Below are 25,319 nucleotides of genomic sequence, written 5' to 3'. Positions count from 1 at the left end.
CCCGCCGAAGAATGCATTGATTGCCGGGATCGCCCGGCGCCGGGCAAGCAGCCCAGCGGAGACACGATATCATGGCCAAGACACTGACACATCTGGAGCGGCTCGAAGCGGAGGCGATCCACATCATGCGCGAGGTCGTCGCGGAGGCGGAGCGCCCCGTGATGCTCTATTCGGTCGGGAAGGATTCGGCCGTGATGCTGCACCTCGCGCGGAAAGCCTTCTATCCCTCGCCGCCGCCCTTCCCGCTGCTGCACGTCGACACGATGTGGAAGTTCAAGGCGATGTACGAACTCCGCGAAAAGGCCGCACGCGACGCCGGCATGGAGTTGCTGGTGTATCAGAATCCCGAGGCGATCGCGCGCGGGATCAACCCGTTCGACCACGGCGCGCTGCACACCGACATGTGGAAGACCGAGGGGCTGAAGCAGGCGCTCAATCTGCACGGCTTCGATGCGGCCTTCGGTGGTGCCCGGCGCGACGAGGAGAAGTCGCGCGCCAAGGAACGCATCATCTCGTTCCGCACCGCGACGCATGGCTGGGATCCGAAGAACCAGCGGCCCGAATTGTGGAACATCTACAACGCGCGGAAATCGAAGGGCGAGAGCATTCGGGTGTTCCCGATCTCGAACTGGACCGAGCTCGACGTCTGGCAATATATACAGCTCAACGACGTCCCGATCGTCCCGCTCTATTATGCCGGCATGCGGCCGACGGTCGAACGCGACGGCATGCTGCTGATGGTCGACGACGATCGCTTCCCACTCGCCCCCGGCGAAGTTCCCGTTGAACGCTCCATCCGCTTCCGAACGCTCGGCTGCTACCCCCTCACCGGCGCGGTCGAAAGCACGGCGTCGACGCTGTCCGAGATCATCCAGGAAACGCTGCTGACCACCACCAGCGAGCGACAGGGCCGCGCGATTGACAAGGACGCCGGCGGCGCGGGCATGGAAAAGAAGAAGCAAGAGGGCTATTTCTGATGAGCGACATCGCCACCCAGGATTCGGTGTATCAGACCGAGGCGTTGATCGCCGAGGACATCGACGCGTATCTCGACCAGCACCAGCACAAGACGATGCTGCGCTTCATCACCTGCGGTTCGGTCGACGACGGCAAGTCGACGCTGATCGGACGCCTGCTGTATGATTCGAAGATGATCTTCGAGGACCAGCTCGCAGCACTCGAGGCGGACAGCAAGCGCGTCGGCACGCAAGGGCAGGAGATCGATTTCGCGCTGCTGGTCGACGGTCTGGCGGCCGAACGCGAACAGGGCATCACGATCGACGTCGCGTACCGCTTCTTCTCGACCGAAAAGCGCAAGTTCATCGTCGCGGATACCCCCGGCCACGAACAATATACCCGCAACATGGTGACCGGCGCATCGACCGCCGACCTCGCCGTGATCCTGATCGACGCGCGCAAGGGCGTGCTCACGCAGACCAAGCGCCACAGCTATCTCGCGCATCTGATCGGCATCCGGAACCTGGTGCTCGCGATCAACAAGATGGACCTGATTGGTTACGACCAGGCGCGCTATGACGAGATTCTCGCGGAGTATACCGAGTTCGCGAAGAGCATCGGCATCACTAGTTTCACGCCGATGCCGATCTCGGGCTTCAAGGGCGACAACATCTCGCTGAAGTCGGACGCCATGCCGTGGTACACCGGGCCGACGTTGATGGAGCATCTCGAATCCGTCGATGTCGACGTTGACGACGATCAGGCCAAGCCGTTCCGCATGGGCGTGCAGTGGGTCAACCGCCCCAACCTCGACTTCCGCGGCTTTTCGGGACAGGTCGCCGCCGGCATCGTCAAGCCCGGCGATGCGATCCGCATTCTGCCCGGCGGCAAGACCTCGACGATCAGTCGTATCACGACGCTCGACGGTGATCTTCCCGAAGCGGTGGCGGGGCAGTCCGTCACGCTGTCGTTCGCCGACGAGATCGACTGCTCGCGCGGCAACGTGATCGCCGCGTCGGAGGCGCCGCCCGAAACCGCCGACCAGTTCGAGACGACGATCGTCTGGATGGACGACGAACCGCTGATCGTCGGCCGCTCCTATTGGCTCAAGCTTGGCACGCAGATGGTGTCGGCCACGGTCCGCGAGCCGAAATACCAGGTCAACGTCAACACGATGGAGCATCTGGCGGCCAAGACGCTGGAGCTGAACGCGATCGGCGTCGCCGAGATCACCACGGATCGCGCGATCGTGTTCGAGCCGTACGCGCAGGGCGGCGCTCAAGGTCCAGCGGCACCGAACAAGGTGCTCGGCGGGTTCATCCTGATCGACAAGATTACTAATGCGACGGTCGCGGCGGGTATGGTCCACTTCAGCCTCAGGCGTTCGCAGAACGTCCACTGGCAGGCGACCGACACCGGACGTGACGCGCATGCCGCGCTGAAGAACCAGAAGCCCGCGGTGCTGTGGTTCACCGGGCTGTCGGGTGCCGGGAAGTCAACCATCGCCAACGAGGTCGAGAAGTCGCTCAGCCTGATGAACCGGCACACCTTCCTGCTGGACGGCGACAACATCCGTCATGGCCTGAACAAGGACCTGGGCTTCACCGAGGCCGACCGGATCGAAAATATCCGCCGCGTCGGCGAGGTGGCGAAGCTGATGGCGGATGCCGGGCTGATCGTCCTCACCGCGTTCATCTCGCCGTTCCGTGCGGAACGTGATCTGGTGCGGTCTATGTTGCCCGAGGGGGAATTCATCGAGATCTTCGTCGATACGCCGCTCGAGGTGGCCGAAGGTCGCGACGTGAAGGGCCTATACAAGAAGGCGCGGGCGGGCGATCTGAAGAACTTCACCGGGATCGACAGCCCGTACGAGGCGCCGCTCAACGCCGAAATCCGCGTCAACACGGTCGAGATGACCCCGGCCGAAGCCGCCGAGTTCATCGTCCGCAAGATCATGCCCCTCAAATGAGCGTGATTGAAAGCGACGTCCGTCTCGCCGAGCGGCTGGCGACCGAAGCGGGCGAAATCCTGCTCGGGTTGCAGGCGAACAGCGGTCTGACCGGCAAGGATCTGGGCAAGACCGGCGACGCGCAGGCCAACACCTTCCTGATGCGGACGCTGCGTGCAGCGCGACCGGACGACGCGATCCTGTCGGAAGAGGAAAAGGACAATGGCGATCGCTGTTCGGTGCGCCGCGCGTGGATCATCGATCCGCTCGACGGCACCCGCGAATATGGCGAAGGCCGCACCGACTGGGCGGTGCATGTGGCGCTGGCGATCGACGGGGTGGCGACGGTCGGCGCGGTGGCGCTGCCGGGGCTTGGTCTCACGCTGACATCGGGCGCGCCCAAGCCGCTCGCACCGGCGGGCGATCCCCTTCGCATGCTGGTCAGCCGCACGCGTCCGGCGCGCGAGGCGGTGGCGGTCGCGGACGCGGTCGGTGCGACGCTGGTGCCGATGGGTTCGGCGGGCGCGAAGGCGATGGCGGTCGTACGCGGCGAGGCCGACATCTACCTTCACACCGGCGGCCAGTATGAATGGGACAATTGCGCCCCGATCGCCGTCGCGCAAGCGGCAGGGCTCCATGTCAGTCGCGCCGATGGGTCAGCGCTCGTCTATAACTGCGCCGACCCGTATCTGCCCGATCTGCTGATCTGCCGGCCCGAGCTGGCGGGCCGCGTGCTCGACCTGGTCAAGGCATTGCCGGCGCTGGAGTGAGATCCAGCAGGATCAAGCGACCTTGCCACTATCCAGCAACCACGCCAGCGCCTCGGCTTCGGAGGTCAAATACGCGGTGGCGTCTTTTGTGGTCATGCGCTGCGACTGGAGTTTGGCCAGTGCCGAGGCGATCAGGATCGCCGTGCGATCACCCGCCTTGAACCGCGTCGCCGCCATCTCGGAAAAATGCGCCGCGGCTTCCTTGGTGTGCACCGGCGTCTCCGACGCGTCGACCAGAATGAGACAGTTGCCGAGCCGGGCCCGTGCCCGTGCCTGTAGCGATGTCGCCTTGCGACCGAACGCCTCGATGTCCGCGAGTGATGTCGACCCCCGCGAGATGCATCGAAGGATCCCCAGGCGTTCGTCGAACTCGATATCCATCATATCGCATCATCCCGTCTGGCGCAGCGCCAGCACGCTACCCTCGGCATCGCCGGAAACGTAGAGCACGCCGTCGCCGGCGACCGTGACGTCCGCGAAGGGGATCATCGGCCCCGCCATGTCGCCGATCGGACCGAGGAATTTTGGTGCGATCCCGACTGGGGCTCCAACCGGCAGGTTCGCGGCGATGATCCGCGACGTGCCTGCGACCGGGTCGATCTCGGATACCGTCTTTGCAACCGCGTCGACGACGACCAGCCTATCGCCGCGTACCGCCAGTCCCTGCGGCGCGTACAGCCCGTCGACCACCGTCGCGGCCTTACCACCCGTGATCTTCACGACCCGCCCTGCCCCGGTTTCGGCGACGTACACGCTGCCGTCGCCTCCGATCGCGACACCCATCGGCTTGTCGAGCCCGATCGCCAGTTCGGTCACGTCGCCCCCGTCCGCGGACAACAGCCGGCCGGTACCATATTCGGCGAACACCAGGGCGCCGTCGCTGGCGATGTCGACACCCATCAACTGGTCGTATCCGGTCGCGATGAGGTCGCTTTCGCCCGCGCCAGGCCGATATCGCGCCACCGCGCCCAGCCCCGTCGTCACGACCCACTCACCGGGCGCCGATGCAACCGCACCGCGGAGGTAGCCGGGGCAACCGGGATAGAAGATCATGCCAGCCAACGTCAGCGCGCCACCGGGCGCGAGCGAATACCCGAACGCGCCATCGGCGACGAACAGCACGCCGTCCGCACCGACCGCGAGCCCGAGCGGCCATTGCAACCCGCGCGGAATGACCGACCGCGTCTTGCCGCCGCCGAGGATCTCGGTGATCTCGCCCGGAATGCTCGTGACGAAGATCCGGTCGCCGACGAAGCTGACGTTATCGAGACCCGGACCGAGATCGGCGAGCACTTCGCGCGTACCGGCAACCGGATCGATCCGCAGTACCTGCCCGCTTGCGACCTGCGTCGAGACGATGCGGCCCTTGGAATCGAACTTGACCGAATCCGGTACGCCGAGATCGCCCGCGACCACCTCGGGCGCGCCGCCGTCGAGGCTGACTCGCCAGATTTCATTCGTGCCCATCACCGGGAAATACAGCAGGCCGTCGGGTCCGACCTCGAACGCGTTCGCCATCGGCACGCCTTCGAGGATCACGCGCGGCGCGCCGCCGTCGAGGCTCAGCTCCATGATCCGCGCACCGACCCGGCATTCGCCCGCGATCAGCCGGCCCTGATGCCAGGTGATCGGGTTGGCGACCGGCATATCGCCTTGGATGACCCGGACGCTGCCGTCCGGCGCCAGCATCGAGACGCGGCCCTCGGTGATCTCGGTCGCATAGAGATTGCCCGCCTCGTCGAAGACGATGTCGTCGGGTGCGACGATCCGGCCGCCCATCGGACTGATCGCCTCGACGAGCCCGGTCTCAATATCGACCGCGCTGATCTGGCTCGCCGTCACCTGCGCAACATAGAGCCGCCCGTCCGCCCCGGTACGCAGGCCGTTGGCGCCGTACAGGCGGCTCGGCGGCGTCGTGCGCGACAGCGTCCAGCCGGGCGCGGCGGTTGCGGCGGCGGGCGCGCTGTAGCGGCTGAGCAGAGCGGCCATCAGGCCGGGACGTAACCGAGGAGCGACTTCACTTCGAGATATTCGTCGAAGCCGAATTCGCCCCATTCGCGGCCGTTGCCGCTGCGCTTGTAGCCCCCGAACGGCGCGTGGAAATCGAACCCGCCATTGATGCTGATCCACCCTGTCCGCATCCGCCGCGCGACCGCGCGGCACTGATCAAGGTCGGTGCCGTTGACATAGCCGGCGAGCCCGAAGCTGGTGTCGTTGGCGATCTCGACTGCTTGGTCGATGTCGTCATAGCCTATGATGACGAGCACCGGCCCGAAGATCTCCTCACGCGCGACGACCATGTCGTTGGTGCCGACGAATACGGTCGGCCGCACGAACCAGCCCTTGTCGATTCCGTCGGGCCTGCCGAGCCCGCCGGCGACGAGAGTGGCACCCTCGTCGAGACCCTTCTGGATATAGTCCTGGATGCTGTTGTACTGCGCCTTGGAGACGACCGGGCCCATCGCGAACTCGCCCTTGGGATCGCCGACCGTCACGGCCCCCGCCGCCGCCTTGGCCGCCGCGACCGCCTCGTCGAGCCGAGCCGCCGGGACCAGCAGGCGCGAGCCGACGCTGCACGTCTGGCCCGAATTGCCCATCATGCCCCCGGTCGCCGCCGCCACGTTCTGCGCCATCGCGTCGTCGTCGAGAACGACGAATGGGCTCTTGCCGCCAAGCTCGAGTGCGACGCGCTTCACGGTCGTCGCAGCATCCTGCTGGATCTGCACGCCGACCGGTTCGGAGCCGGTGAACGAGACCATGTCTACATCGGCGTGAGTCGACAGCGCAGTACCGATGACGCTGCCGGAACCCTGCACCATGTTGAACACGCCGGCCGGTACGCCCGCGTCGTGGAGGATCTCGGCGAGGATCTGCGCGGAGAACGGCGCAAGCTGCGGCGGCTTCAGGATCATCGTGCAGCCGGTGGCGAGCGCGGGGAAGATCTTCACGCAAGTCTGGTTCATCGGCCAGTTCCACGGCGTGATGAGCGCGCACACGCCGACCGGCTCGCGCGCGATCATCGTCGCACCGCGCTGTTCGTCGAACTTGAATTCCCGCAGCACCTCGATCGCGGTCTGGAGGTGGCCGGCACCGAGCCCGACATGGAAGCCGTGCGCGAGCGAGGCCGGCGCGCCCATTTCCTCCATGATCGCGTCGCCGAGCTCGGTCTGGCGCCTGGCGTATTCGGCCTGGATCGCCCCGAGCAGGTCGAGGCGTTGCTCGCGCGTCGTCTGCGACCAGCTCGCGAACGCGCGACGTGCGGCGGCAACCGCCTTGTCGACGTCCACAACCGAGCCCGACGCGATAACCCCGGCAAGCTCTTCGGTGGCAGGGTTGATGACATCCGCGGTCTTGGGCTCGACCGGATCGACCCACGCGCCATCGATGTAGAACTTCAGATACTCGTGCATGGGTCTCTCCTGGATATTACTTCCCCTTCAAGGAAGAGGCGGGGTGGATCGAAATTCAGATCGTCTGAGTCACGACAGCTTTCAAAATCAATCCGTCACCCCGGACTGGTTCCGGGGTCCACGGTTCCGCGAGCCAAATTCTATCGCTCCTGCGGAACCGTGGATGCCGGAACGAGCCCGGCATGACGGGGGAAGAGCCGGTGTGGCGGTCTCAACCTGAATATCGATCGGCCCCGAGTTTTACTGCGTGCCCTCGGCGTACCAGGTGCGGAACTTGTCGTATTTCGGCATCTCTTCCGAGTTCGCCTTGGGGTCGATCGGCACGTGGATCACCGCCGGGCCACCATGCGCATAGGCGCGCGCAATCGCCGGCCCGATCTCGTCCGCGGTCTCGACATACTGCCCATACGCGCCGAGCCCTTCGGCGATCTTGTCGAAGCGCACCTTGTTGCTCCAGTGCGTACCGGTCTCCGCGGTGCCAAGCCCGAAGGTGCGCTTGTAGACGCCGACCTCGAGACCCCATTGGAAGTCGACTGCGACCACGCAGACCAGAGGCAGGTTGCGACGCACCGCGACCTCAAGCTCGCCGATGTGGAACAGGAACGACGAGTCCGACGTCACCAGCATCCCCGGCCGCGTCACCCCGGTCTCCGCGATATCGGCGAGCATCGCGCCCGTCGCATACGGCAGTCCGGTGCCGATATGCCCGTAATTCTGGTTCCAGATCACGTCGTTCGGCTTGCACTGGTTATAGGTCCAGCCGAAAATCACCGATGCGCCGCCGTCGCGGATCATGATGCCGCCCTCGGGAAACGCCTTGGTCGCCTCGACGATGAAACGCGAGGTGTGGACCTGCGTATTGCCAGTGCCGTCGCTCTTGGTCAGCGTTTCCTCGGCAAGGCTGTCGAGTTCCGCCTTGCCGTCGCGCATGAACTTGGCGAGCTGTTCACCAGCCTCGCGCCCCTTACCCAATGCGCGCGTCAGCTGCGGCACGACTGCGCGGAGGTCGCCGACCAGCGGCACATCGACCGCACGGTTGACGCCGATCGCGGTCGGATCCTGCTGGACGTAGATCCATTTGCGGTTCCCCTCGCCCGCATGCCAGTGACGCCAGCGACCGAAATGCACGGGCTCGCCAAGTTCGGTGCCGAGCGCGACGACCAGATCCGACTCCTCGACCGCCTCGATCGACGCATCGGAGAACACGTACTGGAAGGTCTTGTCCTCAAGCCCCTTGATGTAGCTGGTCCCGCCCGAGGTCTGGATGACCGGGCAGTTCATCAGCTCGGCGAGTTCCTTCACCTTCGCGCCCGACTGGCTGGTGTAGACCGCATGGCCGACCAGCAGGATCGGGTTCTTGGCGGCAAGGATCAACTCGGCGGCCTCCGCGATCCGATCGCCGTCGGCGCCCTGGTTGACCAGGCGATAGCGGTGCGGCGGCAGGACCGGAGGCACGTCGAGTTCCTCGAGGATGATGTGGCTGGGGTATTCGACGTAGGTTGGCCCCGGCGTGCCGGACATCGCGATACGGATCGCCTCGCGGATCACCTCGTCGGTCTGGTCGGCATATTCGATAGACCCTGAATATTTGACCGAATCCTCGATCATCGGCTCCTGCCGGACGAACTGGATGCGACCGCGACGGACTCGCCGCTCGGTGACGCGTGCGCGCTGGCCGCCCAGGAAGATCACCGGCGAGTTCTCGACCTTGCAGCACTGGATCGCGGGCATCATGTTCGCGAGCCCTGGCCCGAGCGTACCGAAGCACAAGGCCGGCTTGCCGGTGATCCGCGACGCCGCCTCGGCCATGAAGCCGGCCGCCGCCTCGTGATGCGGCGATACCACCGTCCAGCCGCGCGCCTCGGCCTCCAGGCACAGATGCACGAAGTTCGGATCGGGGATGCCGAACAGCGTCTTGATTCCTTCCGCCTCGAACAGATCGAGGACACGCTTGTAGACCGGCGTCCCGCCCGCCTTCAGCGAGAGTTCGGAGGTTGCCGTATTGGTCGGCGCGGCCTGGCCCGGCAGCAGCGATATCGGCTGAGCGGGCTTGGGCTTCGGGTCGTCGTAGCTCATGGCAATAACCTCGGTTCGCCGGTTCCCATGAACGCGGCCAGATTGCGGTGGAAATTGGTGATCTTGCGTTCCTGGTGCGGGTTGGGCAGCGGCCCACGGAAGCCGCGGGATTTCATGCCCTTCTGCACCCAGCGCATGTTCGAGAAATCCTGCGCTAGCACCGCGCCCCAGTTCTCGGCGGTTGGCTCGGCATTTTCCCATTCGGTCCTGGGCTCTTCGCCGTCGGGATAGCGCTCGATCGCGTAGGATTCGAAGATGCACATGTTCGGGTCGTCACCGAACGGCCGCGCGCGATAGCAGAGCGCGAAGGTGATCCCCTGCAGCACCGACATGTTGGGAAAGACGTGCCAGGCGAGCCCAGCCTCGGCGGTAACTTCGGGCGGGATTTCCGGCCAAACGATACCGCGCGCTAGATCGTCTGCCTTGGCCGATTTCATCCAGTGCGCGATCACCTCGCCCGCCGGTGTCTCCTCGGGCAGTTCGTGCTGCAACCGGCTTGCGGCGACGACCAGCGTCTCGGTCGACGCCGCGTAATTCAGCGTCTCGTAGTTTTCCTTGATCAGCTCGTAGGTCGAGATGCGCGCATCGGCACCCTTGCCAGCGCGCGTCACGCTGGACCCTTGGCTCATCCGGTCGGCAGCATCGCGTTGGTCGAAACCGCTGACGCCGTGCAGACCATAGGCCGCGCTATAGGCGTAGAATTCTGCGTAATCGAGCAGTTGCGTGTGCGTGCCCGCAACGTGATACGGCTCCATGAACGCCTCGAGCGCGGTCTTCCAGTTGCTCGGATAGACCGTCCATTTGCGCCATTTGTAGCGCATTTTATCCATCTCGAAATGCGACAGGAGGCGCCCCGCTTCGCCTAGGAACTCGGCAAGCGGCGTGGCATAGGGATCCATGTTGATCCACACCCAGCCTCCCCAGGTGTCGACCTGGACGCGCGACAGGCAGGTTCGCTCGGGGGTCAACACACCCTTCCAGTCCTGCGGATCGAGCACGAAGATGTTGTTACCGTCGCGGTCGAACGTCCAGCCGTGGAAACCGCAGACGAAATTGCGACGGTTGCCGCGGACGCTGTGGACGTCGTCGGGCGTATCGATCAGTTGCCGGCCGCGATGCGGGCAGACGTTGTGGAACGCGTTGAAACTGTCTTCACCTGTCTTGATGACAATGATCGAGTCGTCACAGATGTTGTAGGTGACGAAATCGCCGACTGTGCGAAAGTCCTCGACGCGCTCGACCATCTGCCAGACATTGGGCCAGAGCTTCTCCTTCTCGGCCTCGGCATACTCGCGCGACAGGAACGCTTCGACCGGATAGGTAAGTGGTTCTGCGAGTTCTTCGACGGCGATGTTCACAGGACTGATCCTTCCCTCAGAAGGCCGGTTCTTCGGACATCGGCATCCGAAGTCCAGCCCGCGCCACCATTCACCGCCCGTGCGATTTCGCGCTCGATGCGGTCAGCGACAGCCCCTCCAGATCGCCCTTGTCGCGCCATGTCGTCAGCAGCGTCTGGAACGCGTCCCACCCGGGCGCATAGGCGCGGAACAGGCGCCATTTGGCCTTGCCCTCCCCCTCGCCCTCGTTGTTGAAATAGCTCGGCGTGCACTCGCGCGAGAAGGCCGACATATCGATCTCGTTGCCTTCGAAATGCGTGACATACGCATCCATCGCGGTCTGGGTCGGCTCGACGACGAGCGTGCCGCGCTTGAGCGCCTCGCCGATGATGTGCGCGATGTGATAACCCTGGCGGCCGTTCTGCTCGGTCACCGACGCGTTCAACCCGCCCTGGATATACCCCATGTAGAACTGGTTGGGGAAACCCGCGGTCATCACGCCGTGAAAGGTCCGCGGCCCGTCGCGCCAGTGATCGTAGATCGACGCGCCGTCACGCCCCTCGATCGTGTCGATGCCCCAGCGCCGTTCCAGATCGCTCGTGACCTCGAAGCCGCTGGCGAAGATCATGCAGTCGACTTCGTATTCGCGTCCGTTCGCGATGAAGCCCTTCTCGGTCATCGCCTCGACGCCCTTGGTGAGCGAGACGTCGACCAGTTCGACGTTGGGCCGGTTGAAGGTCGGGTAATATTCGTCGCTCGACAGCGGGCGCTTGCACAGGAACCGGTAATAGGGCTTCAGCGCCTCCGCGGTCGCCGGGTCCTCGACCAGGTCGTCGACCCGGCGCCGGAGCCGTTCCATCACGCGGAACTCGACCACGTCGCGCTTCGCCATGAACTGCTCGGGGGTCAGCGCGGGCCAGCCCTCCTCGGCGAGTTCGGCGGCGAGGTTGCGGCTGATCTCGGTCCAGATGTCGCAGATCAGGTCTTCGTCGCCGGGGTGGAACGCCTCCATCGCCGCGCGGTGGAAATTGACTTGGCGCGCCTTCTGCCAACCGGGCTGCAGCGACTTCGCCCAGTCCGGGTCGGTCGGCGGATTGGGACGCTCGTCGACGCTGGAGGGGGTGCGCTGCACGACATAGGCCTGCTTGGCGTAACGCCCCAGATACGGCACGATCTGGATGGCGGTGGCGCCGGTACCGACGATCGCGACGCGCTTGTCGGCCAGCTTGTCTAGCACCGGGTTCTCGTAGCTGCCGCCGGTATAGTCATAGTCCCAGCGCGCGCTGTGAAACATCTTGCCCTTGAACTTTTCGATGCCGGGGATGCCGGGCAGTTTCGGCATGTTGAGCACACCGCTGGCGATGATGACGAAGCGCGCGCGGATCTCGTCGCCGCGGTTGGTTGAGACGTGCCACCGGTCGATCTCGGCGTCCCAGCGAAGCCCGTTGGTCTGCGTATGGAACAGCGCCTTGTCGGCGAAGCCGAACTTATCCGCGATCGCCCGCGCATAGCCCTGGATCTCGCGACCGTCGGCGAATTTGCGCGACGGCATGAAGCCGGTCTCTTCGAGCAACGGCAAATAGATATAGGATTCGTTGTCGCACTGGATGCCGGGATAGCGGTTCCAGTACCAGACGCCGCCGAAGTCGCCGGCCGTGTCGACCACGCGGAAATCCGTGATGCCCTGCTTGACCAGTTGATAGGCCGCCATGATCCCGGACCAGCCTGCGCCGAGCACCACGACATCGGTATCCTCGGCGATCGCATCGCGCGGCGTTACCGGCTGGTGCGGATCGGTGACGTAATCCTCGACCACGTCGCCGGTCGGGCGGGCATATTGCTCCTGGCCCTCGGTCCGCGTGCGCTTGTCGCGCTCATGCGCATAGCGTGCTTTCAGCGCGGGAATATCGATCTCGTCAGCCGAGGGCGTCCGTGATGGCAGGCAGGTCATATCCACTCCCGGATTTTCTCGTTGCACCAACCCTAATGAACATCGCTGTCCATTACCAAGCGGCGGGGGGAGAATCCGCGGGAGCGATGGGTTTGCAGATCGGGATCAAGGCGCATCGGCTTCCGATCCTCCCCCGCCAGGGGGAGGTGGCGCCGAAGGCGACGGAGGGGGAGGACACGGAACGGAGGTATGCGTTTACCGCCCCCTCCGTCTGGCAAGTGCCAGCCACCTCCCCCTTGCGGGGGAGGATCGCAATATCGTCTACGCTTTGCGCACGAACGTAGGCTCGTCCGGCCCAGGCATACCCGGAAACGCGCCATAATCGGGCGGGACGACATAGTCGCCGCTCAGGTCGGTCGGGCCGTGATACGCCATCGTCCAATGCCGCCACTGGAACCGCCACGCCCCGTCCTCGTCGACGTACCGATCGTAATAGGTGCCGAAGGTGATCGCGCTGGTACCGTCATGTTTCTTGGCGAACTCGGTGACCTGCAACCGGCCGATCGCCGTACCCTCTCCGACCTCCAGGATCGGCTGACCGACGACCAGCTGGATCCGCTCGCATCGACCGAGCAGCTTGCCCGCAGCCGCAGCGATCTCGTCGCGGCCGGTCATGACCATACCGGCGATCTTCCAGATGCCGTCGGTCGCGAAGCATGCCGCGAAGACCGCCATATCCTGTCGCCACACCGCGTCGACGAAACGCGCGTGCAGCTGCCGGATGCCGCAATCGGCCGTCACGAAATCGGTCATCGTCTGCTCTCCCGGGAAATGTGTCGTCGTCAGCGCCCCTCTCAGCGCGGCGCCATGCGGATCGCGCCGTCGAGCCGGATCACTTCGCCGTTGAGCATCGGGTTGGCGACGATCGCACCGACCATCTGCGCGTACTCGCTGGGCTTGCCGAGCCGGCTCGGATGCGGAACCTGCGTCCCGAGCGAATCCTGCGCGGCCTGCGGCAGGCCCATCAGCATCGGCGTGAGGAAGATGCCCGGCGCGATCGTGACGACGCGGATACGATGCTGCGCCAGGTCGCGCGCCGCCGAGATCGTCAGGCCGACGACACCGCCCTTCGACGCCGCATAGGCCGCCTGCCCGATCTGCCCGTCATACGCCGCGACCGACGCGGTGTTGACGATCACGCCGGCCTCTTCGCCGTCGATCCCGGCCGCGATCAGCCGCGCGGCGAACTTCGAGATCATGTTGAACGTGCCGATCAGATTGACCTCGACCGTCTTGCGGAACGCGGCGAGCGGATGCGCCGCACCATGCTTGTCGACGATCCGGATCGCTGGCGCCACGCCGGCACAATTGACCAGCACGCGCGCCGGGCCGTGCAGATTTTCCGCCGCCTTCAGTGCCTCGGCGACACTCGCATCGTCGGACACGTCGACCTTGAAAAACGCGCCGCCCAGGGTCTCTGCCGCGGCCGCGCCGACCTCCTCGTTCAGGTCGAAGATCGCGACCTTCGCGCCGGCGTCCGCAAGCATCGTCGCGGTCGCATTGCCGAGTCCCGATGCGCCGCCCGTGACGATCGCCGCTACGCCGTTCAAATCCATCTCATATCCTCGTGTTGTTGCGGCTCAGAGCCCGGCCATGCAGAGATATTTGAGCTCGACATAATCCTCGATCCCGTGGCGCGAACCTTCGCGGCCCATGCCCGATTGCTTGATCCCGCCGAATGGCGCGATTTCGGTCGATATGATGCCGGTGTTGATCCCGACGATACCGACCTCCAGCGCCTCGCCGACGCGCCATGTCCGCGCCAGATCGCGCGTATAGAAATACGCCGCCAGCCCGACCTCGGTATCGTTGGCGAGCGCGATGGCCTCGTCCTCGGTGTCGAACACGAAGATCGAGGCGAGCGGCCCGAACGTCTCTTCGCTCGCCAGCGCCATGTCGGTGGTGCATCCCGACACGATCGTCGGCTCAAAGAAGCTGTGGCCAAGCGCATGCCGCTTGCCGCCCACGACCAACCGCGCGCCCTTTGCGAGCGCATCGGCGATATGCTCCTCCACCTTGGCGACCGCAGCGTTGTCGATCAGCGGCCCCTGCGCGACGCCCTCGCCGGTGCCTGGTCCGACCTTCAATTTCGCCACCGCCACGGCGAGCTTGGCCTCGAACGCCTCGGCGACGTCGCGCTGGACGAGGATGCGGTTGACGCACACGCAGGTCTGGCCGCTGTTGCGGTATTTGGACGCCATCGCTCCCTCGACCGCGGCATCGAGATCGGCGTCGGCGAAGACGATGAACGGCGCGTTGCCGCCCAGTTCCATCGACAGTTTCTTCATCGTCGGCGCGCACTGCGCCATCAGCGTCTTGCCGACCTCGGTCGACCCGGTGAAGCTCAACTTGCGCACCACCGGACTGCCGGTCAGTTCGGCGCCGATCACGCGCGACGATCCAGTGACGACGTTGAACACGCCCTTGGGTATCCCCGCCCGCTCGGCCAGTACCGCGAGCGCGAGCGCGCTGAACGGCGTCTGCGTCGCCGGTTTGAGGACCATCGTACACCCCGCCGCCAGCGCCGGTGCCGCCTTGCGCGTGATCATCGCGGCCGGGAAATTCCACGGCGTGATCGCGGCGACCACGCCGACCGGCTGGCTGATCACGACGATCCGACTGTCCGCGCGGTGGCTCGGGATCACTTCGCCATAGAGGCGCTTGGCTTCCTCGGCGAACCATTCGACGAACGACGCGGCATAGGCGATTTCGCCCTTGGCTTCGGCGAGCGGCTTGCCCTGCTCGCGCGTCAGAATCATCGCGAGATCGTCCTGCGCCGCCATCATCAGCTCGAACCAGCGCCGCAACAGCTTCGATCGTTCGCCGGCCGTCTTCGCGCGCCACGCCGGCAGTGCAGCCTCGGCGGCAGCGATCGCGGCATGCGTCTCGTCCGCGCCCAGCGACGGAACCGCACCCAGGACCTCACCGCTCGCAGGATCCGTCACGTCGATCGCACCGGCCCCGATCCATGCGCCGTCGACATAGCATTGCTCGCGCAGCAGCGTCCGATCCGTCAGCGTGAAAGTCATGCGTCTTGCTCCGTGGAATGGTCGGCGTTTTGCGGGGCGGTCCTTACGCCGTCAATGAAGCCCGGCAGGCATCGCCCGCACGGTGCCCGCCCAGCGGCCAATTGCCGGTCCATCGCCGGGGCGGACTTTGCACGGCACCACCGTCTCAGGGTGGATAGCCACCCGGCGATGCGCGTATGTCACTGATACTGCGTTTCCAACGAGACGCCCGAGATAAGCCCGAGACAAAGCCGGTACGAACCAGATCAACGGATCGACCGAAAAAAACGGATTGGATGGAGGACATCATGGCGGATAACGACACCAAGGATCTGGCTAGCGACGCACGGAAATACTGGTCGGCGGAAGGCTATACCCGTGGCGGCGTGATCCGCGAGGTCGACTATGCCACGCAGTCCGGCGGACTTGCCGAGGATCTGGCCGGCATCAAGATCGTCGACACCGACACGCATCTGACCGAAGCGCCCGATCTCTTCACCTCGCAGGCACCCGCCAAGTTCAAGGACCGTGTTCCCGTCGTCCGCCGCGTCAACGACGTTGACCGCTGGTTCGTCGGCGACCGCGATTTCGGGTCGATGGGCGGCAACGTCATCAGCAAGGACAACAACAAGCTGCTCGGCCGCCTTGCCTTCCCGACGCTGGACGAGGCGCATCCGGGCGGCCATGAGGTCAAGCCGCGGTTGCAGGCGATGGACGACATGGGCGTCTATGCGCAGATCTGCTACCATAACTCCGGCGTGACGCAGGCCGGGTCGCTGATGTCGCTCGGCGACAACGAGCTCGCGGTCGAGATCATCAAGATGTACAACGACGCGGCCGTCGAGCGGCAGCGCGTCTCGGGCAACCGGTTGTTCACGATGGCGCATCTGCCGCTGTGGGACAAAGCCGCGCTCGACAAGGAAGCGCGTCGCTGCATCGACATGGGGCTCAAGGGCTTCGTGCTGCCCGACACGCCAGAGCGCGTCGGTGTTCCCTCGTACATGCATTCATACTGGGATGACTTCCTCGACCTGTGCAGCAGCACGGGCACACCGATCAACTTCCACCTGAACGCGGCGATGGATCCGACGACGCTGACATGGGAAGGGTTTGCGTTCGAGCAGACGCTGTCGGTGGTCGCGACGATGTTCTCGATCGGCAACGTGGCGACGCTTGGCAACTGGATGGTCAGCGGCCGGCTCGACAAGCATCCCGGCCTCAAGATAGGCCTGATTGAGAGCGGCATGGGCTGGATTCCGTTCGCGGTCGAGGCGCTCGAGCACCAGTTCCAGGAGATGCTGCCGAACCGCGCGGGTGGCGTGCTGCGGAAGACGCCGTGGGAGTATTTCCACGATCACTTCTTCGGCACCTTCTGGTTCGAAACGATCGGCCCGAAGCTGCTGCTGGAGACGATCGGCTTCGACAACATGATGTTCGAAACCGACTTCCCGCATCCGACCTCGCTCTATCCCGGCGTGCAGAAGCACATCCAGAAGTCGCTCGGCGGTTACGACTACAGCATCAAGAAGAAGGTGCTCGAGACCAACGCGGTGCGGATGTACAACCTGCCGTTCTGATCAGAGGCGATACCGGCCCGTCGTTGGAGCAACGGCGGGCCGCAAGGGAGCAAGCATGACCAAAGCACCAGACGAAGCGCTCCGCGCCGTCACCGACCGCGTGATCGAACTCGAGGAGGAACTCGAAGCCTCCGGCGTCGCGACGATCGACGGTAGCGAACTGGAATGGAGCCGTGCGGCGTTGCACAAATGGGTCGACGATGTCGTCGGCGTCGTCGTCTCACCGGGCTTAGGGCGTGTCACGGTTATCCATCCCGGCGGGAAACGGTCGTCGATCGCGTCTTCCACGCTGCCCTATCTGATGAGCAAGCCGCTTTAGGGCCGATGGGCATTCGGCTCTGATTATAGTCATCCGGCAAACAAACCCTGTTTCCCCGCGAAGGCGGGGCCCAGACTGGGCTCCCGCCTTCGCGGGAGAACAATAAGCGGATGCCGGCATTGGAACGGACGTCTGACAACCTCCGACCGGCTTCGGGATCAGCCCTGCAATGATCAGGGTCCGAGTTTGGCCGCTGCGTAAATGCGCGGCTGGTCGTCTACGCTGATGCAGAAACCATGCCCCCCGGCGGAGGCCGGGGCCCAGTTGGAGAGGCCGTAGTAACGATGCGCGGACCTCACAAAAACTGTCCCCCAAAGGGCCCCCGCCTTCGCCAAGGGGACTGACAGCACCGGCGACCGCAATAAGGGAAAAGAGCGATGCCCGAACCGATCCTTCGTGTGATTCAATGGTCGGTCGGCAACATCGGCCGGCAATCGTTGCGCGGCGTGATCGCGCACCCGCGCATGGCGCTGGTCGGTATCTACGTAGGCTCCCCCGACAAGGCCGGACGTGACGCTGGCGACCTGTGCGGCCTTTCCGATACCGGCATTATCGCGACCAGCGCGATCGACGACATCCTCAGCCTCGACGCGGACTGCGTGCTCTACATGCGGCAGGGCTGCGATTACGACGAAGTCTGCGCGTTGCTCGCATCGGGCAAGAACGTAGTCACCACGCGGTCGGAATTCCACCACCCGTCGACCATGGACCCGGCGATCCTCGCGCAGATCGAGGCCGCGTGTGCAGCCGGCGGAACCTCGATCTACAGCACTGGCAGCAGCCCGGGGTTCGTCACCGAAGCGCTCGTCCTGCCGTTGCTGTCGCTGCAACGCCGCCTCGATTGCCTGACGATCGACGAGTTCGCCGACGTATCCCGCCGCGACAGCCCGGCGATGATCTTCGACGTCATGGGTTTCGGCGCGGCACCCGGCCCGATGGACGACGCCAAGCTCGCGCATGTCCGCGACAGTTTCCTCGCGTCACTGAACCAGGTCGCCGATGCGATCGGCCTGCCGTTCGATACGACCAGTGTCGAGGGCGAGGTCGCGGTCGTGACCAAGGACACGCCCATCGCCGCAGGTGTCCTGAAGGCCGGCACCGTCGCTGCCCAACGTATCACGATCAACGGCCTGCACGACGGCAAACCGGTCCTCCGCTTCCGCGCGCACTGGTATTGCGCCACCGACCTCGACCGCGACTGGACGCTGCGCGAGACCGGCTGGCACGTCTCGGTCGCCGGCGACACGCCGATGGAGGTCGCGATCACCTTCCCCGTCGCGATGGAGGATTATGCGGCGGTGATGCCCGGCTACACTGCGCACCGCGCCGTCAACTCGGTCGCCGCGGTGTGTGCCGCGCAGCCCGGCATCCGCACGACGATCGACCTTCCGCAAGTCGTCGCGACGTTCTGACCCCTTACGCCGCGGGAATGGAGACCGAAAAGCACGCGCCCGATCGATCGGCACGGTTCTTGGCGGCGATCCTACCGCCATGGGCCTCGACCATCTTGGCTGCGAGCGTGAGGCCGATGCCGCTACCGGGCCTGCCCGCACGCTTGTCTGCGCCGGCGCGCCAGAACGGGATGAAAAGCCGGTGTTCGTCCTCGGGCGCAAAGCCGTCGCCCTCGTCGATCACGCTCGCAACGCACCGCCCGTTCGCGTTGACCAGCGACACCGCGATCCGGCTTCCGGGCGGGGCGTGCTTCACGGCGTTGGTTAGGATGTTGGTGAAGATTTGCGTCAATCGTACCCGGTCGCCCAGCACGACGGCGGGGACGTACATCTCCGTCCACGCCACCGGCACCAGCGCGCTCGACGCCCGCAGATCAGCCACCGCAGCGCGCAGGACATCTGCTAGATCGATGGGCTTGCGCTCGAGTTCCAGTTCCCCCGCATCCGCATGGGCCAGAGTCCGCAGATCCTCGACCAGCGTGGAGAGCTGTTCGACCTGCCGGAGCAACCTGTCGGCCTCGCCTTTGGCGGGATCGATCACGCCGTCCGCAAGTCCGTGCAGCCGGCCCTTCAGGATCGTCAGCGGAGTGCGCAGTTCGTGCGCGATGCCTGCCGTGAGGACGGTCCGTTCGCGTTCGTACGCCTCGATTTCCGCCGCCATCCGGTTGAAACTCGCGATGAGTTCGCCGGTCTCGCCAGATCCGCCCCGAGGATCGACGCGGACCGACCGGTCGCCCGCAGACACCTGTGCCGCGGCCCGCGCCACGGCAGTGACTGGTCGGCTGATCCGCCGCGCAACCACGGTGGCGATGCCCCCCCCGGCGAGAATCGAAATCAGACCGATCGAGGCGATGAAGCCGAGATCGGTAATTCGCGGGCCATCGTCGCCATACCGGTTGAACAGGTCGTAATAGCGGTCGCTGCCGCGCTGTCCCGATCGGACGAGCCAGTCGAGTTCCGCGCGTGCCTTGGGCGGCATGTGTCGAGCGACGTTGTCGAACCGGTAGTACATTGCCGCGTAATAGCCGCCAAGCCCGACGAACATCGTCAGCCCAGTCATCAGCGCTGCGAGCAACACCATCCGCGTGACAATACGGTTCAGTATTCGGACCATAGCCTATACCCCACGCCCCGTACCGGCTCGATCATGTCTGCGCAGCCCGCAGATCCAAGCTTCTGGCGCAATTTCGACAGGTGACTGTCGACCACCCGGTCGTAGGCATCGCTGTCAGGTGATGCCGCCTGGAGTAGTTCAGCGCGGGAAAAGGCGCGGCGCGGCTGACGACCCATGTGTGCCAGAATCTCGAATTCGGACGGTGTTAGTGATACGCGGACCGGGCCACCGGTGGTCTGCCCTTGGCAGGTCACCACGCGTGCTTCCAGATCTATAGTCAGCGCGCCGACCACCAGTGTTCGACGCCCCGATGCGCCCAGCGTTCGCCGAAGTACGGCGCGGATCCGCTCGACCACCTCCGACGGGTTGAAAGGCTTGACGACGTAGTCATCCGCCCCAAGCCGTAACGAAGAAAGCTTGGTCACCTCGTCGTCGAATGCAGTCACCATGATGACTGGGGTATCAGCGCGTCGACGGATCGCGGTCAGGACATCGAGGCCATCACCCCCGGGCAACCCGAAATCGAGCAGTACGAGATCTGGCTGGAACTGCGAATGCAGGCGGATCGCGTCCTTGACGTTGCCTGCCTGCTGCACCTCGAATCCTGCGCGTTCGGCGTAGGTGGTCAGAAGCTCCGCGATCTCTCGCTCGTCCTCCACGATCAATACTCGGCTTGCCATGGTCGTCCTTTCGCCGAGAGCTATCGTTGATAATTGTGGAGGATTGATCGAGGACCGTTTCTTAGCGAGCCGGGTTCCAATTCCATCTAACCCGTCCGCACACCACCACCCAGCGCCGTATATAGCGATACGCTGTTCTGCAGATCCGTTGCCCGCAACTGCAGCAGCGACTGTTCGGCGGAGAACAGGTTACGCTCGGCATCCAGCACTTCGAGATAGATCGCGATGCCGTTGTCGTAGCGCAGCCGCGCAGTCCGGGCCAAACGAAGTTGTGCCTCCACGGTGCGAGTCTGCGCGGCGATCTGCTCGGCATAATGCTGGCGGGCGACAAGCGCATCGGCGACCTCCTGGAATGCGCCCTGCACCGTCCGCTGATACGCCGCGACCAACTCGTCGGCCTGCGCGCGGTTGAGCCGCACCTGCGCGGTGCGCCGTCCCCAGTCGAAGATCGGCAGGTTCAGCGTGCCGCCGTAATTGAAAGCCTCGCTGCTTCCCTTGAACAGATTGCCCAGCGTGGGCGACAGGAAGCCGTAGGCTCCGGTCAGCGAGATCGTCGGGAAGAACGCCGCGCGGGCGGCGCCGATATTGGCGTTCGCCGCGCGAAGATTATGCTCGGCTTCCAAAATATCCGGCCGCGCCGTCAGCAACGATGACGGCAGACCCGGTGCGATATCCCGCACTTGACTGGGTTGCAGCACAGGCCGTGCGGCGGGCAACACTGTGCTAGACGGGCCACCGATCAGGACGTCGAGCAGGTTGCGCGACTGCGCCGTGGTCCGCTTGATCTCCGCGAGTTCGGTCTGCGCCTGCGTCAGCAGCAGCATCGACTGATCGAAATCGACCGTCGACGTCACGCCTGCGTCGAGCCGCTTCTGCGCGATCCGGACGCCTTCGCGCCGGCCCGCCAGGGTCCGTTCCGCAAGCGCGATCCGATCCTCGCCGGTCAGGATGTTGAAATAGGTCGCGGCGACCTGTCCGATCAACGTGAGCCGCGCGGTCCGCTCTCCCTCGATCGAAGCAAGCCACGCCTCGCGCTCGGCCTGCGCCAGGTTGCGCAACCGACCCCACAGATCGAGTTCGAACGACGCGACGCCGACGTTGGCCGAATATTGCGTGAAGTCGACCGACGACGTGCCGCCCCCGCCGGCCGCACCGGGCACACCTAGCGCGTTGGCCGGCTGGACCGATCGGTTCGCGCCGCCATTGGCCTCGATCGTCGGCAAACGCTGCGAATCCTGGATGCGGTATTTCGCACGGGCCTGGGCGATCCGTGCCACCGCCTGCGCGAGATCGCGATTGCGCTCCAACGCGGTGGCGATCAGCGACCGCAGCCGCGAGTCGAGAAAATAGTCGTTCCACCCTAGATCGGTTGCAAGCAGTCCCTGCGAATACGCGGACTGCGGCGTGGTCGGGAACGCCGTGGAGATGGGCGCCACCGGCTGGCGGTAGGCCGGCGCGAAATTGCACCCCGACAGCGCGACGGTGAAGCCGGCAGTCGCCGCGAGAAGGATCTTACGCATGGACCGTGTCCCCATCCCGTTTGTCGTTTTCGGCGGCCCAGCGGGAATCCTCGCCTTCGGGATCGCGTGTCCTGCTCAGATACTTTCGCGCGAGCAGGTAGAAGACCGGCGTGAAGAAGATTCCGAAGATTGTCGCGGCGATCATGCCGCCCATCACGCCCGTGCCGACCGCCTTACGGCTGGCTGCCCCCGCACCGCTTGCGATCACCAGCGGCACCATGCCGAGGATGAACGCGAGGCTGGTCATCAGGATCGGTCGCAGTCGCTGTTTCGAAGCCTCGACCGTGGCATTGCGGACCTTCTCCGGGCCTTCACCCTTGTGATGCGCTTCGTCGTCGATCGCGAACTCGACGATCAGGATCGCGTTCTTCGCAGCAAGGCCGATGATCGTGATCAGGCCGATGTTGAAATACACGTCTGCCGATAGCCCGCGGAACATCGTGAACAGCACCGACCCGAGCACCCCGAACGGCACCACCAGCAACACCGCGAGCGGGATGCCCCAACTGTTGTAGAGCGCCGCAAGCAACAGGAACACGACCACCATCGAGAGGCCGAGCAACAGCCCGATCTGTCCGCCCGCCTGTTTCTCCTCGAAGGCGGTACCGGTCCATTCATACGCGAACGACCCGGTAAGCGACTGCTTGGCGATCGCCTCCATCGCTTCGAGCGCGGCGCCAGACGACTGCCCCGGAGCGGCCTGACCCGAAATGGTCAGCGATGGATAACCGTTGAACCGATCGAGCTGGATCGGCCCTGAGCGCCACGAGACGCGCGCGAACGCGCTGAACGGCACCATCTGCTTTTCCGGACCCGGCACACGGAGCGCCAGCACGTCCTGCGGCGTCATGCGCGCCTTCGCATCCGCCTGTAGGTAGACGCGGAGCGTGTTGCCGTCGCGGTTGAAGTCGTTGGCGTAGAACGACCCGAAATTGATCGCGAGCGTGTTGTTTACCCCGGCGATCGACAGGCCCAGCGCCCGCGCCTTGACCCGGTCGATATCTACATAGAGTTCAGGTGCATCGCCTTGTCCTTCCGGCCGGACGCCAGCCAGCAGGGGGTTCTTCGAAGCCGCCGCGACGATCGCGTCACGCGCGGCGATCAACCCGGCGCGGTCGGTGCCCGACCGATCCTCGACCTTCATCGAGAAGCCGATAGCGTTGCCCAGCGCCGAGATTGGCGGCGGATTGAGCGCGATGATGCTCGCCTGCGAAATGCCGAACACCGCCTTCTGGACGCCGCCGATGATCGCCTCGACCGTATCGCCATCGCCCTTGCGCTCGTCCCACGGCTTGAGGTCGACGAACGACATCGCCGCCCCCTGGCTCTGGCCGAAGAAATTGTAGCCGAGCACCGATATGACGTTGCGGACCTGCGGCTGCTTGCTCAGATACGCCTCGCCCTGGATCACCGCCTGTTCGGTGCGCTGCATCGTCGCGCCCACCGGCGCGTCGTAATTGACGAGGAACGAGCCTTGATCCTCGCTCGGCAGGAAGCCGCCGGGCAACCGCGTGAACAGCACGAACGTCACGACGCAGACGACCGCGAACACCGCGAGCCAGCGCATCGGCGCGCTGGTCATCGTGCCGACCGCACCGGCATATTTCTCCGTCGCACGCCCGAACTTGTCGTTGAACCAATTCCCGAACCGTCTCGGCACACCGAGAATGCCCGCGCGCGGCTCGCCGTGATCGTCCGCGTGCGGCTTGAGCAACGTCGCGCACAGGGCCGGCGTGAGCGTCAGCGCCAGCACCGCCGAGAAGAAGATCGACACCGCAAGCGTGACGGAGAACTGGCGGTAGATGCCGCCGGTCGAGCCGGGGAAGAACGCCATCGGCACGAACACGGCGATCAGCACCAGCGTGATGCCGATGATCGCACCGCGAATCTGGCCCATCGCCTTCACCGTGGCAAGCCGCGGCGGCAGGCCTTCCTCCGCCATGATCCGCTCGACATTCTCGACCACGACGATCGCGTCGTCGACCAGGATGCCGATCGCCACCACCATCGCGAACAGCGACAGCGTGTTGATCGAGAAGCCGAACACGTAAAGCCCGAAGCACGCCCCCGACAGCGCGATCGGCACGACCACCGCGGGGATCAGCGTCGAGCGCCAGTTCTGGAGGAACAGGAACATCACCGCGAACACCAGGATCATCGCCTCGATTAGCGTCGTGATGACGCTGTGGATCGACGCGTCGATGAACGGCGTGGTGTCGGTGCCGATCGACCAGGTCATGCTCGGCGGGAAGTTCGCCTGGAGCTCCTTCATCCGCGTCTTGATCGCTTCGGCGGTCGCGACCGCGTTGGCCCCGGCGCCAAGCTGCACACCCATGCCGGCGATCTCGCGCCCGTTGAGACGCGCCTTGAACCCGTAATTGTCGGCGCCGAGCTCGACCCGCGCGACATCGCCGAGCCGCACGGTCGAGCCGTCCTGGCCCGCGCGGACGATGATCTCGCGAAACTGTTCTGCGGTGGCGAACCGGTTCTGCGTGACGATCTTGGCCGTAAACTCCGCCTCGCGCGTGATCGGCTGCTCGGCCAGACCACCGCCCGCGACCTGGCTGTTCTGTTCCTGCACCGCGGTCAGCACGTCCGATGCGGACAGCGAATAACCGGCCAGCTTGGTCGGATCGAGCCAGATCCGCATCGCATATTGCGACCCGAACAGGACGATGTCGCCAACGCCGGGCACGCGCCGCAGCTCGTTGACGATGTTGTTGCTGGCATAATTGCCGACTTCGAGCGCGGAGAGCGAATTGTCGGTCGAATAGACGCCCATGATCATCAGGAAGCCCGATGAATTGTCGGTGATCTGCACGCCCATCTGCTGCACCGCCTGCGGCAGGCGCGGTTCGGCGCGGTTGAGACGGCTCTGGACGAGGCTGCGCGCGGTGTTGAGATCGGTGCCCGACTGGAAGGTCAGGATGACCTGGCCGGTGCCGTTCGACCGGCTCGCGGCGGACATGTACAGGAAGCCCTCGATCCCGTTCATCTCGCGCTCGATCACCGCGGTGACGTTGCGGTCGAGCGTCTCGGCATCGGCGCCCGTATAGGTGTAGGACAGCGTCAGCGACGGTGGCGCGACCGAGGGGTATTGCTCGACCGGCAGGTTCATCAGCGACAGGATGCCGGCCAGCGCGATGAACGCGGCGATGACCCATCCGAAGACGGGTTTATAGACGAAGAAGCGATCCATGG

Annotated in this window: 19 protein-coding genes; 6 read left to right on the top strand and 13 right to left on the bottom strand. The window is 64.9% G+C overall.

Annotated features, from left to right (window positions below; genetic code table 11):
• The first annotated feature begins 71 nt into the window (after window positions 1–71).
• The 3 genes from cysD to AC3D24_RS19920 are packed head-to-tail and all read left to right on the top strand — an operon-like array spanning window position 72 to window position 3,675.
• Window positions 72–977, top strand: a complete 906-nt coding sequence (gene cysD / locus AC3D24_RS19930; RefSeq protein ID WP_489032796.1) for a sulfate adenylyltransferase subunit CysD — start codon at window positions 72–74, stop codon at window positions 975–977.
• Complete coding sequence (gene cysN, locus AC3D24_RS19925; RefSeq protein WP_489032795.1) at window positions 977–2,926, top strand: sulfate adenylyltransferase subunit CysN; 1,950 nt, start codon at window positions 977–979, stop codon at window positions 2,924–2,926. The genes cysD and cysN overlap by 1 nt, the downstream gene beginning before the upstream one ends.
• Window positions 2,923–3,675 (top strand): 3'(2'),5'-bisphosphate nucleotidase CysQ, encoded by a 753-nt coding sequence (locus AC3D24_RS19920; RefSeq protein WP_489032794.1) that lies wholly within the window; start codon window positions 2,923–2,925, stop codon window positions 3,673–3,675. The genes cysN and AC3D24_RS19920 overlap by 4 nt, the downstream gene beginning before the upstream one ends.
• A 12-nt stretch (window positions 3,676–3,687) precedes the next feature.
• On the opposite strand, the gene AC3D24_RS19915 is transcribed toward AC3D24_RS19920, so the two are convergent.
• From AC3D24_RS19915 to AC3D24_RS19875, 9 genes are all read right to left on the bottom strand, one after another.
• Window positions 3,688–4,059 (bottom strand): hypothetical protein, encoded by a 372-nt coding sequence (locus tag AC3D24_RS19915; RefSeq protein ID WP_489032793.1) that lies wholly within the window; start codon window positions 4,057–4,059, stop codon window positions 3,688–3,690.
• Window positions 4,060–4,065: 6 nt separating this feature from the next.
• On the bottom strand, window positions 4,066–5,664 hold the full coding sequence (locus tag AC3D24_RS19910) for an SMP-30/gluconolactonase/LRE family protein (protein WP_489032792.1): 1,599 nt from the start codon (window positions 5,662–5,664) through the stop codon (window positions 4,066–4,068).
• A complete protein-coding gene (locus AC3D24_RS19905; RefSeq protein ID WP_489032791.1) occupies window positions 5,664–7,085 on the bottom strand; it encodes an aldehyde dehydrogenase family protein in 1,422 nt (473 codons plus the stop codon). The genes AC3D24_RS19910 and AC3D24_RS19905 overlap by 1 nt, the downstream gene beginning before the upstream one ends.
• 240 nt (window positions 7,086–7,325) lie before the next feature.
• Window positions 7,326–9,161: a thiamine pyrophosphate-binding protein gene (locus AC3D24_RS19900; protein ID WP_489032789.1), complete on the bottom strand. Its 1,836-nt coding sequence runs from the start codon at window positions 9,159–9,161 to the stop codon at window positions 7,326–7,328.
• A complete protein-coding gene (locus AC3D24_RS19895) occupies window positions 9,158–10,519 on the bottom strand; it encodes an aromatic ring-hydroxylating oxygenase subunit alpha (RefSeq protein WP_489032787.1) in 1,362 nt (453 codons plus the stop codon). The genes AC3D24_RS19900 and AC3D24_RS19895 overlap by 4 nt, the downstream gene beginning before the upstream one ends.
• A gap of 70 nt (window positions 10,520–10,589) precedes the next feature.
• Window positions 10,590–12,449 carry a flavin-containing monooxygenase gene (locus AC3D24_RS19890; protein WP_489032786.1) on the bottom strand — a complete coding sequence of 620 codons (1,860 nt, stop codon included), beginning with the start codon at window positions 12,447–12,449 and terminating at the stop codon, window positions 10,590–10,592.
• 261 nt (window positions 12,450–12,710) lie between these two features.
• Window positions 12,711–13,202, bottom strand: coding sequence for a nuclear transport factor 2 family protein (locus AC3D24_RS19885; protein WP_489032784.1), 492 nt, complete (start codon window positions 13,200–13,202; stop codon window positions 12,711–12,713).
• Between the two features lie 41 nt (window positions 13,203–13,243).
• Entirely contained in the window at window positions 13,244–14,005 is a 762-nt protein-coding gene (locus AC3D24_RS19880) for an SDR family NAD(P)-dependent oxidoreductase (RefSeq protein ID WP_489032782.1), read from the bottom strand.
• Window positions 14,006–14,029: 24 nt separating this feature from the next.
• On the bottom strand, window positions 14,030–15,478 hold the full coding sequence (locus AC3D24_RS19875) for an NAD-dependent succinate-semialdehyde dehydrogenase (protein WP_489032780.1): 1,449 nt from the start codon (window positions 15,476–15,478) through the stop codon (window positions 14,030–14,032).
• 287 nt (window positions 15,479–15,765) lie between these two features.
• Here AC3D24_RS19875 and AC3D24_RS19870 point away from each other — a divergent pair, with 287 nt between their 5' ends.
• From AC3D24_RS19870 to AC3D24_RS19860, 3 genes are all read left to right on the top strand, one after another.
• Window positions 15,766–17,034 (top strand): amidohydrolase family protein, encoded by a 1,269-nt coding sequence (locus AC3D24_RS19870; protein ID WP_489032779.1) that lies wholly within the window; start codon window positions 15,766–15,768, stop codon window positions 17,032–17,034.
• Window positions 17,035–17,089: 55 nt separating this feature from the next.
• On the top strand, window positions 17,090–17,353 hold the full coding sequence (locus AC3D24_RS19865) for a hypothetical protein (protein WP_093400188.1): 264 nt from the start codon (window positions 17,090–17,092) through the stop codon (window positions 17,351–17,353).
• Window positions 17,354–17,730: 377 nt separating this feature from the next.
• Window positions 17,731–18,765: an NAD(P)H-dependent amine dehydrogenase family protein gene (locus AC3D24_RS19860; RefSeq protein WP_093400187.1), complete on the top strand. Its 1,035-nt coding sequence runs from the start codon at window positions 17,731–17,733 to the stop codon at window positions 18,763–18,765.
• A 4-nt stretch (window positions 18,766–18,769) separates the two neighbouring features.
• Here the strand turns inward: AC3D24_RS19860 and AC3D24_RS19855 are convergent, their stop codons facing one another.
• From AC3D24_RS19855 to AC3D24_RS19840, 4 genes are all read right to left on the bottom strand, one after another.
• Window positions 18,770–19,918, bottom strand: a complete 1,149-nt coding sequence (locus tag AC3D24_RS19855; RefSeq protein WP_489032777.1) for a HAMP domain-containing sensor histidine kinase — start codon at window positions 19,916–19,918, stop codon at window positions 18,770–18,772.
• Entirely contained in the window at window positions 19,903–20,598 is a 696-nt protein-coding gene (locus AC3D24_RS19850; RefSeq protein ID WP_093400185.1) for a response regulator, read from the bottom strand. Before AC3D24_RS19850 ends, AC3D24_RS19855 begins: the two co-directional genes overlap by 16 nt.
• An 86-nt stretch (window positions 20,599–20,684) precedes the next feature.
• Window positions 20,685–22,118 carry an efflux transporter outer membrane subunit gene (locus AC3D24_RS19845; RefSeq protein ID WP_489032775.1) on the bottom strand — a complete coding sequence of 478 codons (1,434 nt, stop codon included), beginning with the start codon at window positions 22,116–22,118 and terminating at the stop codon, window positions 20,685–20,687.
• On the bottom strand, window positions 22,111–25,317 hold the full coding sequence (locus AC3D24_RS19840) for a multidrug efflux RND transporter permease subunit (protein WP_489032774.1): 3,207 nt from the start codon (window positions 25,315–25,317) through the stop codon (window positions 22,111–22,113). Before AC3D24_RS19840 ends, AC3D24_RS19845 begins: the two co-directional genes overlap by 8 nt.
• Window positions 25,318–25,319 lie beyond the last annotated feature (2 nt).

The sequence above is a fragment of the Sphingomonas sp. SL1004 genome (assembly GCF_057815015.1).
Note: the sequence above shows the minus strand (reverse complement) of the source record. Positions and strands in the feature narration are given on the sequence as shown.

Excerpts from the sequence above, each read along its gene's own strand:
- AC3D24_RS19885 (WP_489032784.1), bottom strand. The coding sequence starts at position 13,202 with ATGACCGATTTCGTGACGGCCGATTGCGGCATCCGGCAGCTGCACGCG.
- AC3D24_RS19855 (WP_489032777.1), bottom strand. The coding sequence starts at position 19,918 with ATGGTCCGAATACTGAACCGTATTGTCACGCGGATGGTGTTGCTCGCA.
- AC3D24_RS19875 (WP_489032780.1), bottom strand. The coding sequence starts at position 15,478 with ATGACTTTCACGCTGACGGATCGGACGCTGCTGCGCGAGCAATGCTAT.
- cysN (WP_489032795.1), top strand. The coding sequence starts at position 977 with ATGAGCGACATCGCCACCCAGGATTCGGTGTATCAGACCGAGGCGTTG.
- cysD (WP_489032796.1), top strand. The coding sequence starts at position 72 with ATGGCCAAGACACTGACACATCTGGAGCGGCTCGAAGCGGAGGCGATC.
- AC3D24_RS19870 (WP_489032779.1), top strand. The coding sequence starts at position 15,766 with ATGGCGGATAACGACACCAAGGATCTGGCTAGCGACGCACGGAAATAC.
- AC3D24_RS19840 (WP_489032774.1), bottom strand. The coding sequence starts at position 25,317 with ATGGATCGCTTCTTCGTCTATAAACCCGTCTTCGGATGGGTCATCGCC.
- AC3D24_RS19850 (WP_093400185.1), bottom strand. The coding sequence starts at position 20,598 with ATGGCAAGCCGAGTATTGATCGTGGAGGACGAGCGAGAGATCGCGGAG.
- AC3D24_RS19920 (WP_489032794.1), top strand. The coding sequence starts at position 2,923 with ATGAGCGTGATTGAAAGCGACGTCCGTCTCGCCGAGCGGCTGGCGACC.
- AC3D24_RS19900 (WP_489032789.1), bottom strand. The coding sequence starts at position 9,161 with ATGAGCTACGACGACCCGAAGCCCAAGCCCGCTCAGCCGATATCGCTG.
- AC3D24_RS19860 (WP_093400187.1), top strand. The coding sequence starts at position 17,731 with ATGCCCGAACCGATCCTTCGTGTGATTCAATGGTCGGTCGGCAACATC.
- AC3D24_RS19880 (WP_489032782.1), bottom strand. The coding sequence starts at position 14,005 with ATGGATTTGAACGGCGTAGCGGCGATCGTCACGGGCGGCGCATCGGGA.
- AC3D24_RS19905 (WP_489032791.1), bottom strand. The coding sequence starts at position 7,085 with ATGCACGAGTATCTGAAGTTCTACATCGATGGCGCGTGGGTCGATCCG.
- AC3D24_RS19915 (WP_489032793.1), bottom strand. The coding sequence starts at position 4,059 with ATGATGGATATCGAGTTCGACGAACGCCTGGGGATCCTTCGATGCATC.
- AC3D24_RS19910 (WP_489032792.1), bottom strand. The coding sequence starts at position 5,664 with ATGGCCGCTCTGCTCAGCCGCTACAGCGCGCCCGCCGCCGCAACCGCC.
- AC3D24_RS19845 (WP_489032775.1), bottom strand. The coding sequence starts at position 22,118 with ATGCGTAAGATCCTTCTCGCGGCGACTGCCGGCTTCACCGTCGCGCTG.
- AC3D24_RS19890 (WP_489032786.1), bottom strand. The coding sequence starts at position 12,449 with ATGACCTGCCTGCCATCACGGACGCCCTCGGCTGACGAGATCGATATT.
- AC3D24_RS19865 (WP_093400188.1), top strand. The coding sequence starts at position 17,090 with ATGACCAAAGCACCAGACGAAGCGCTCCGCGCCGTCACCGACCGCGTG.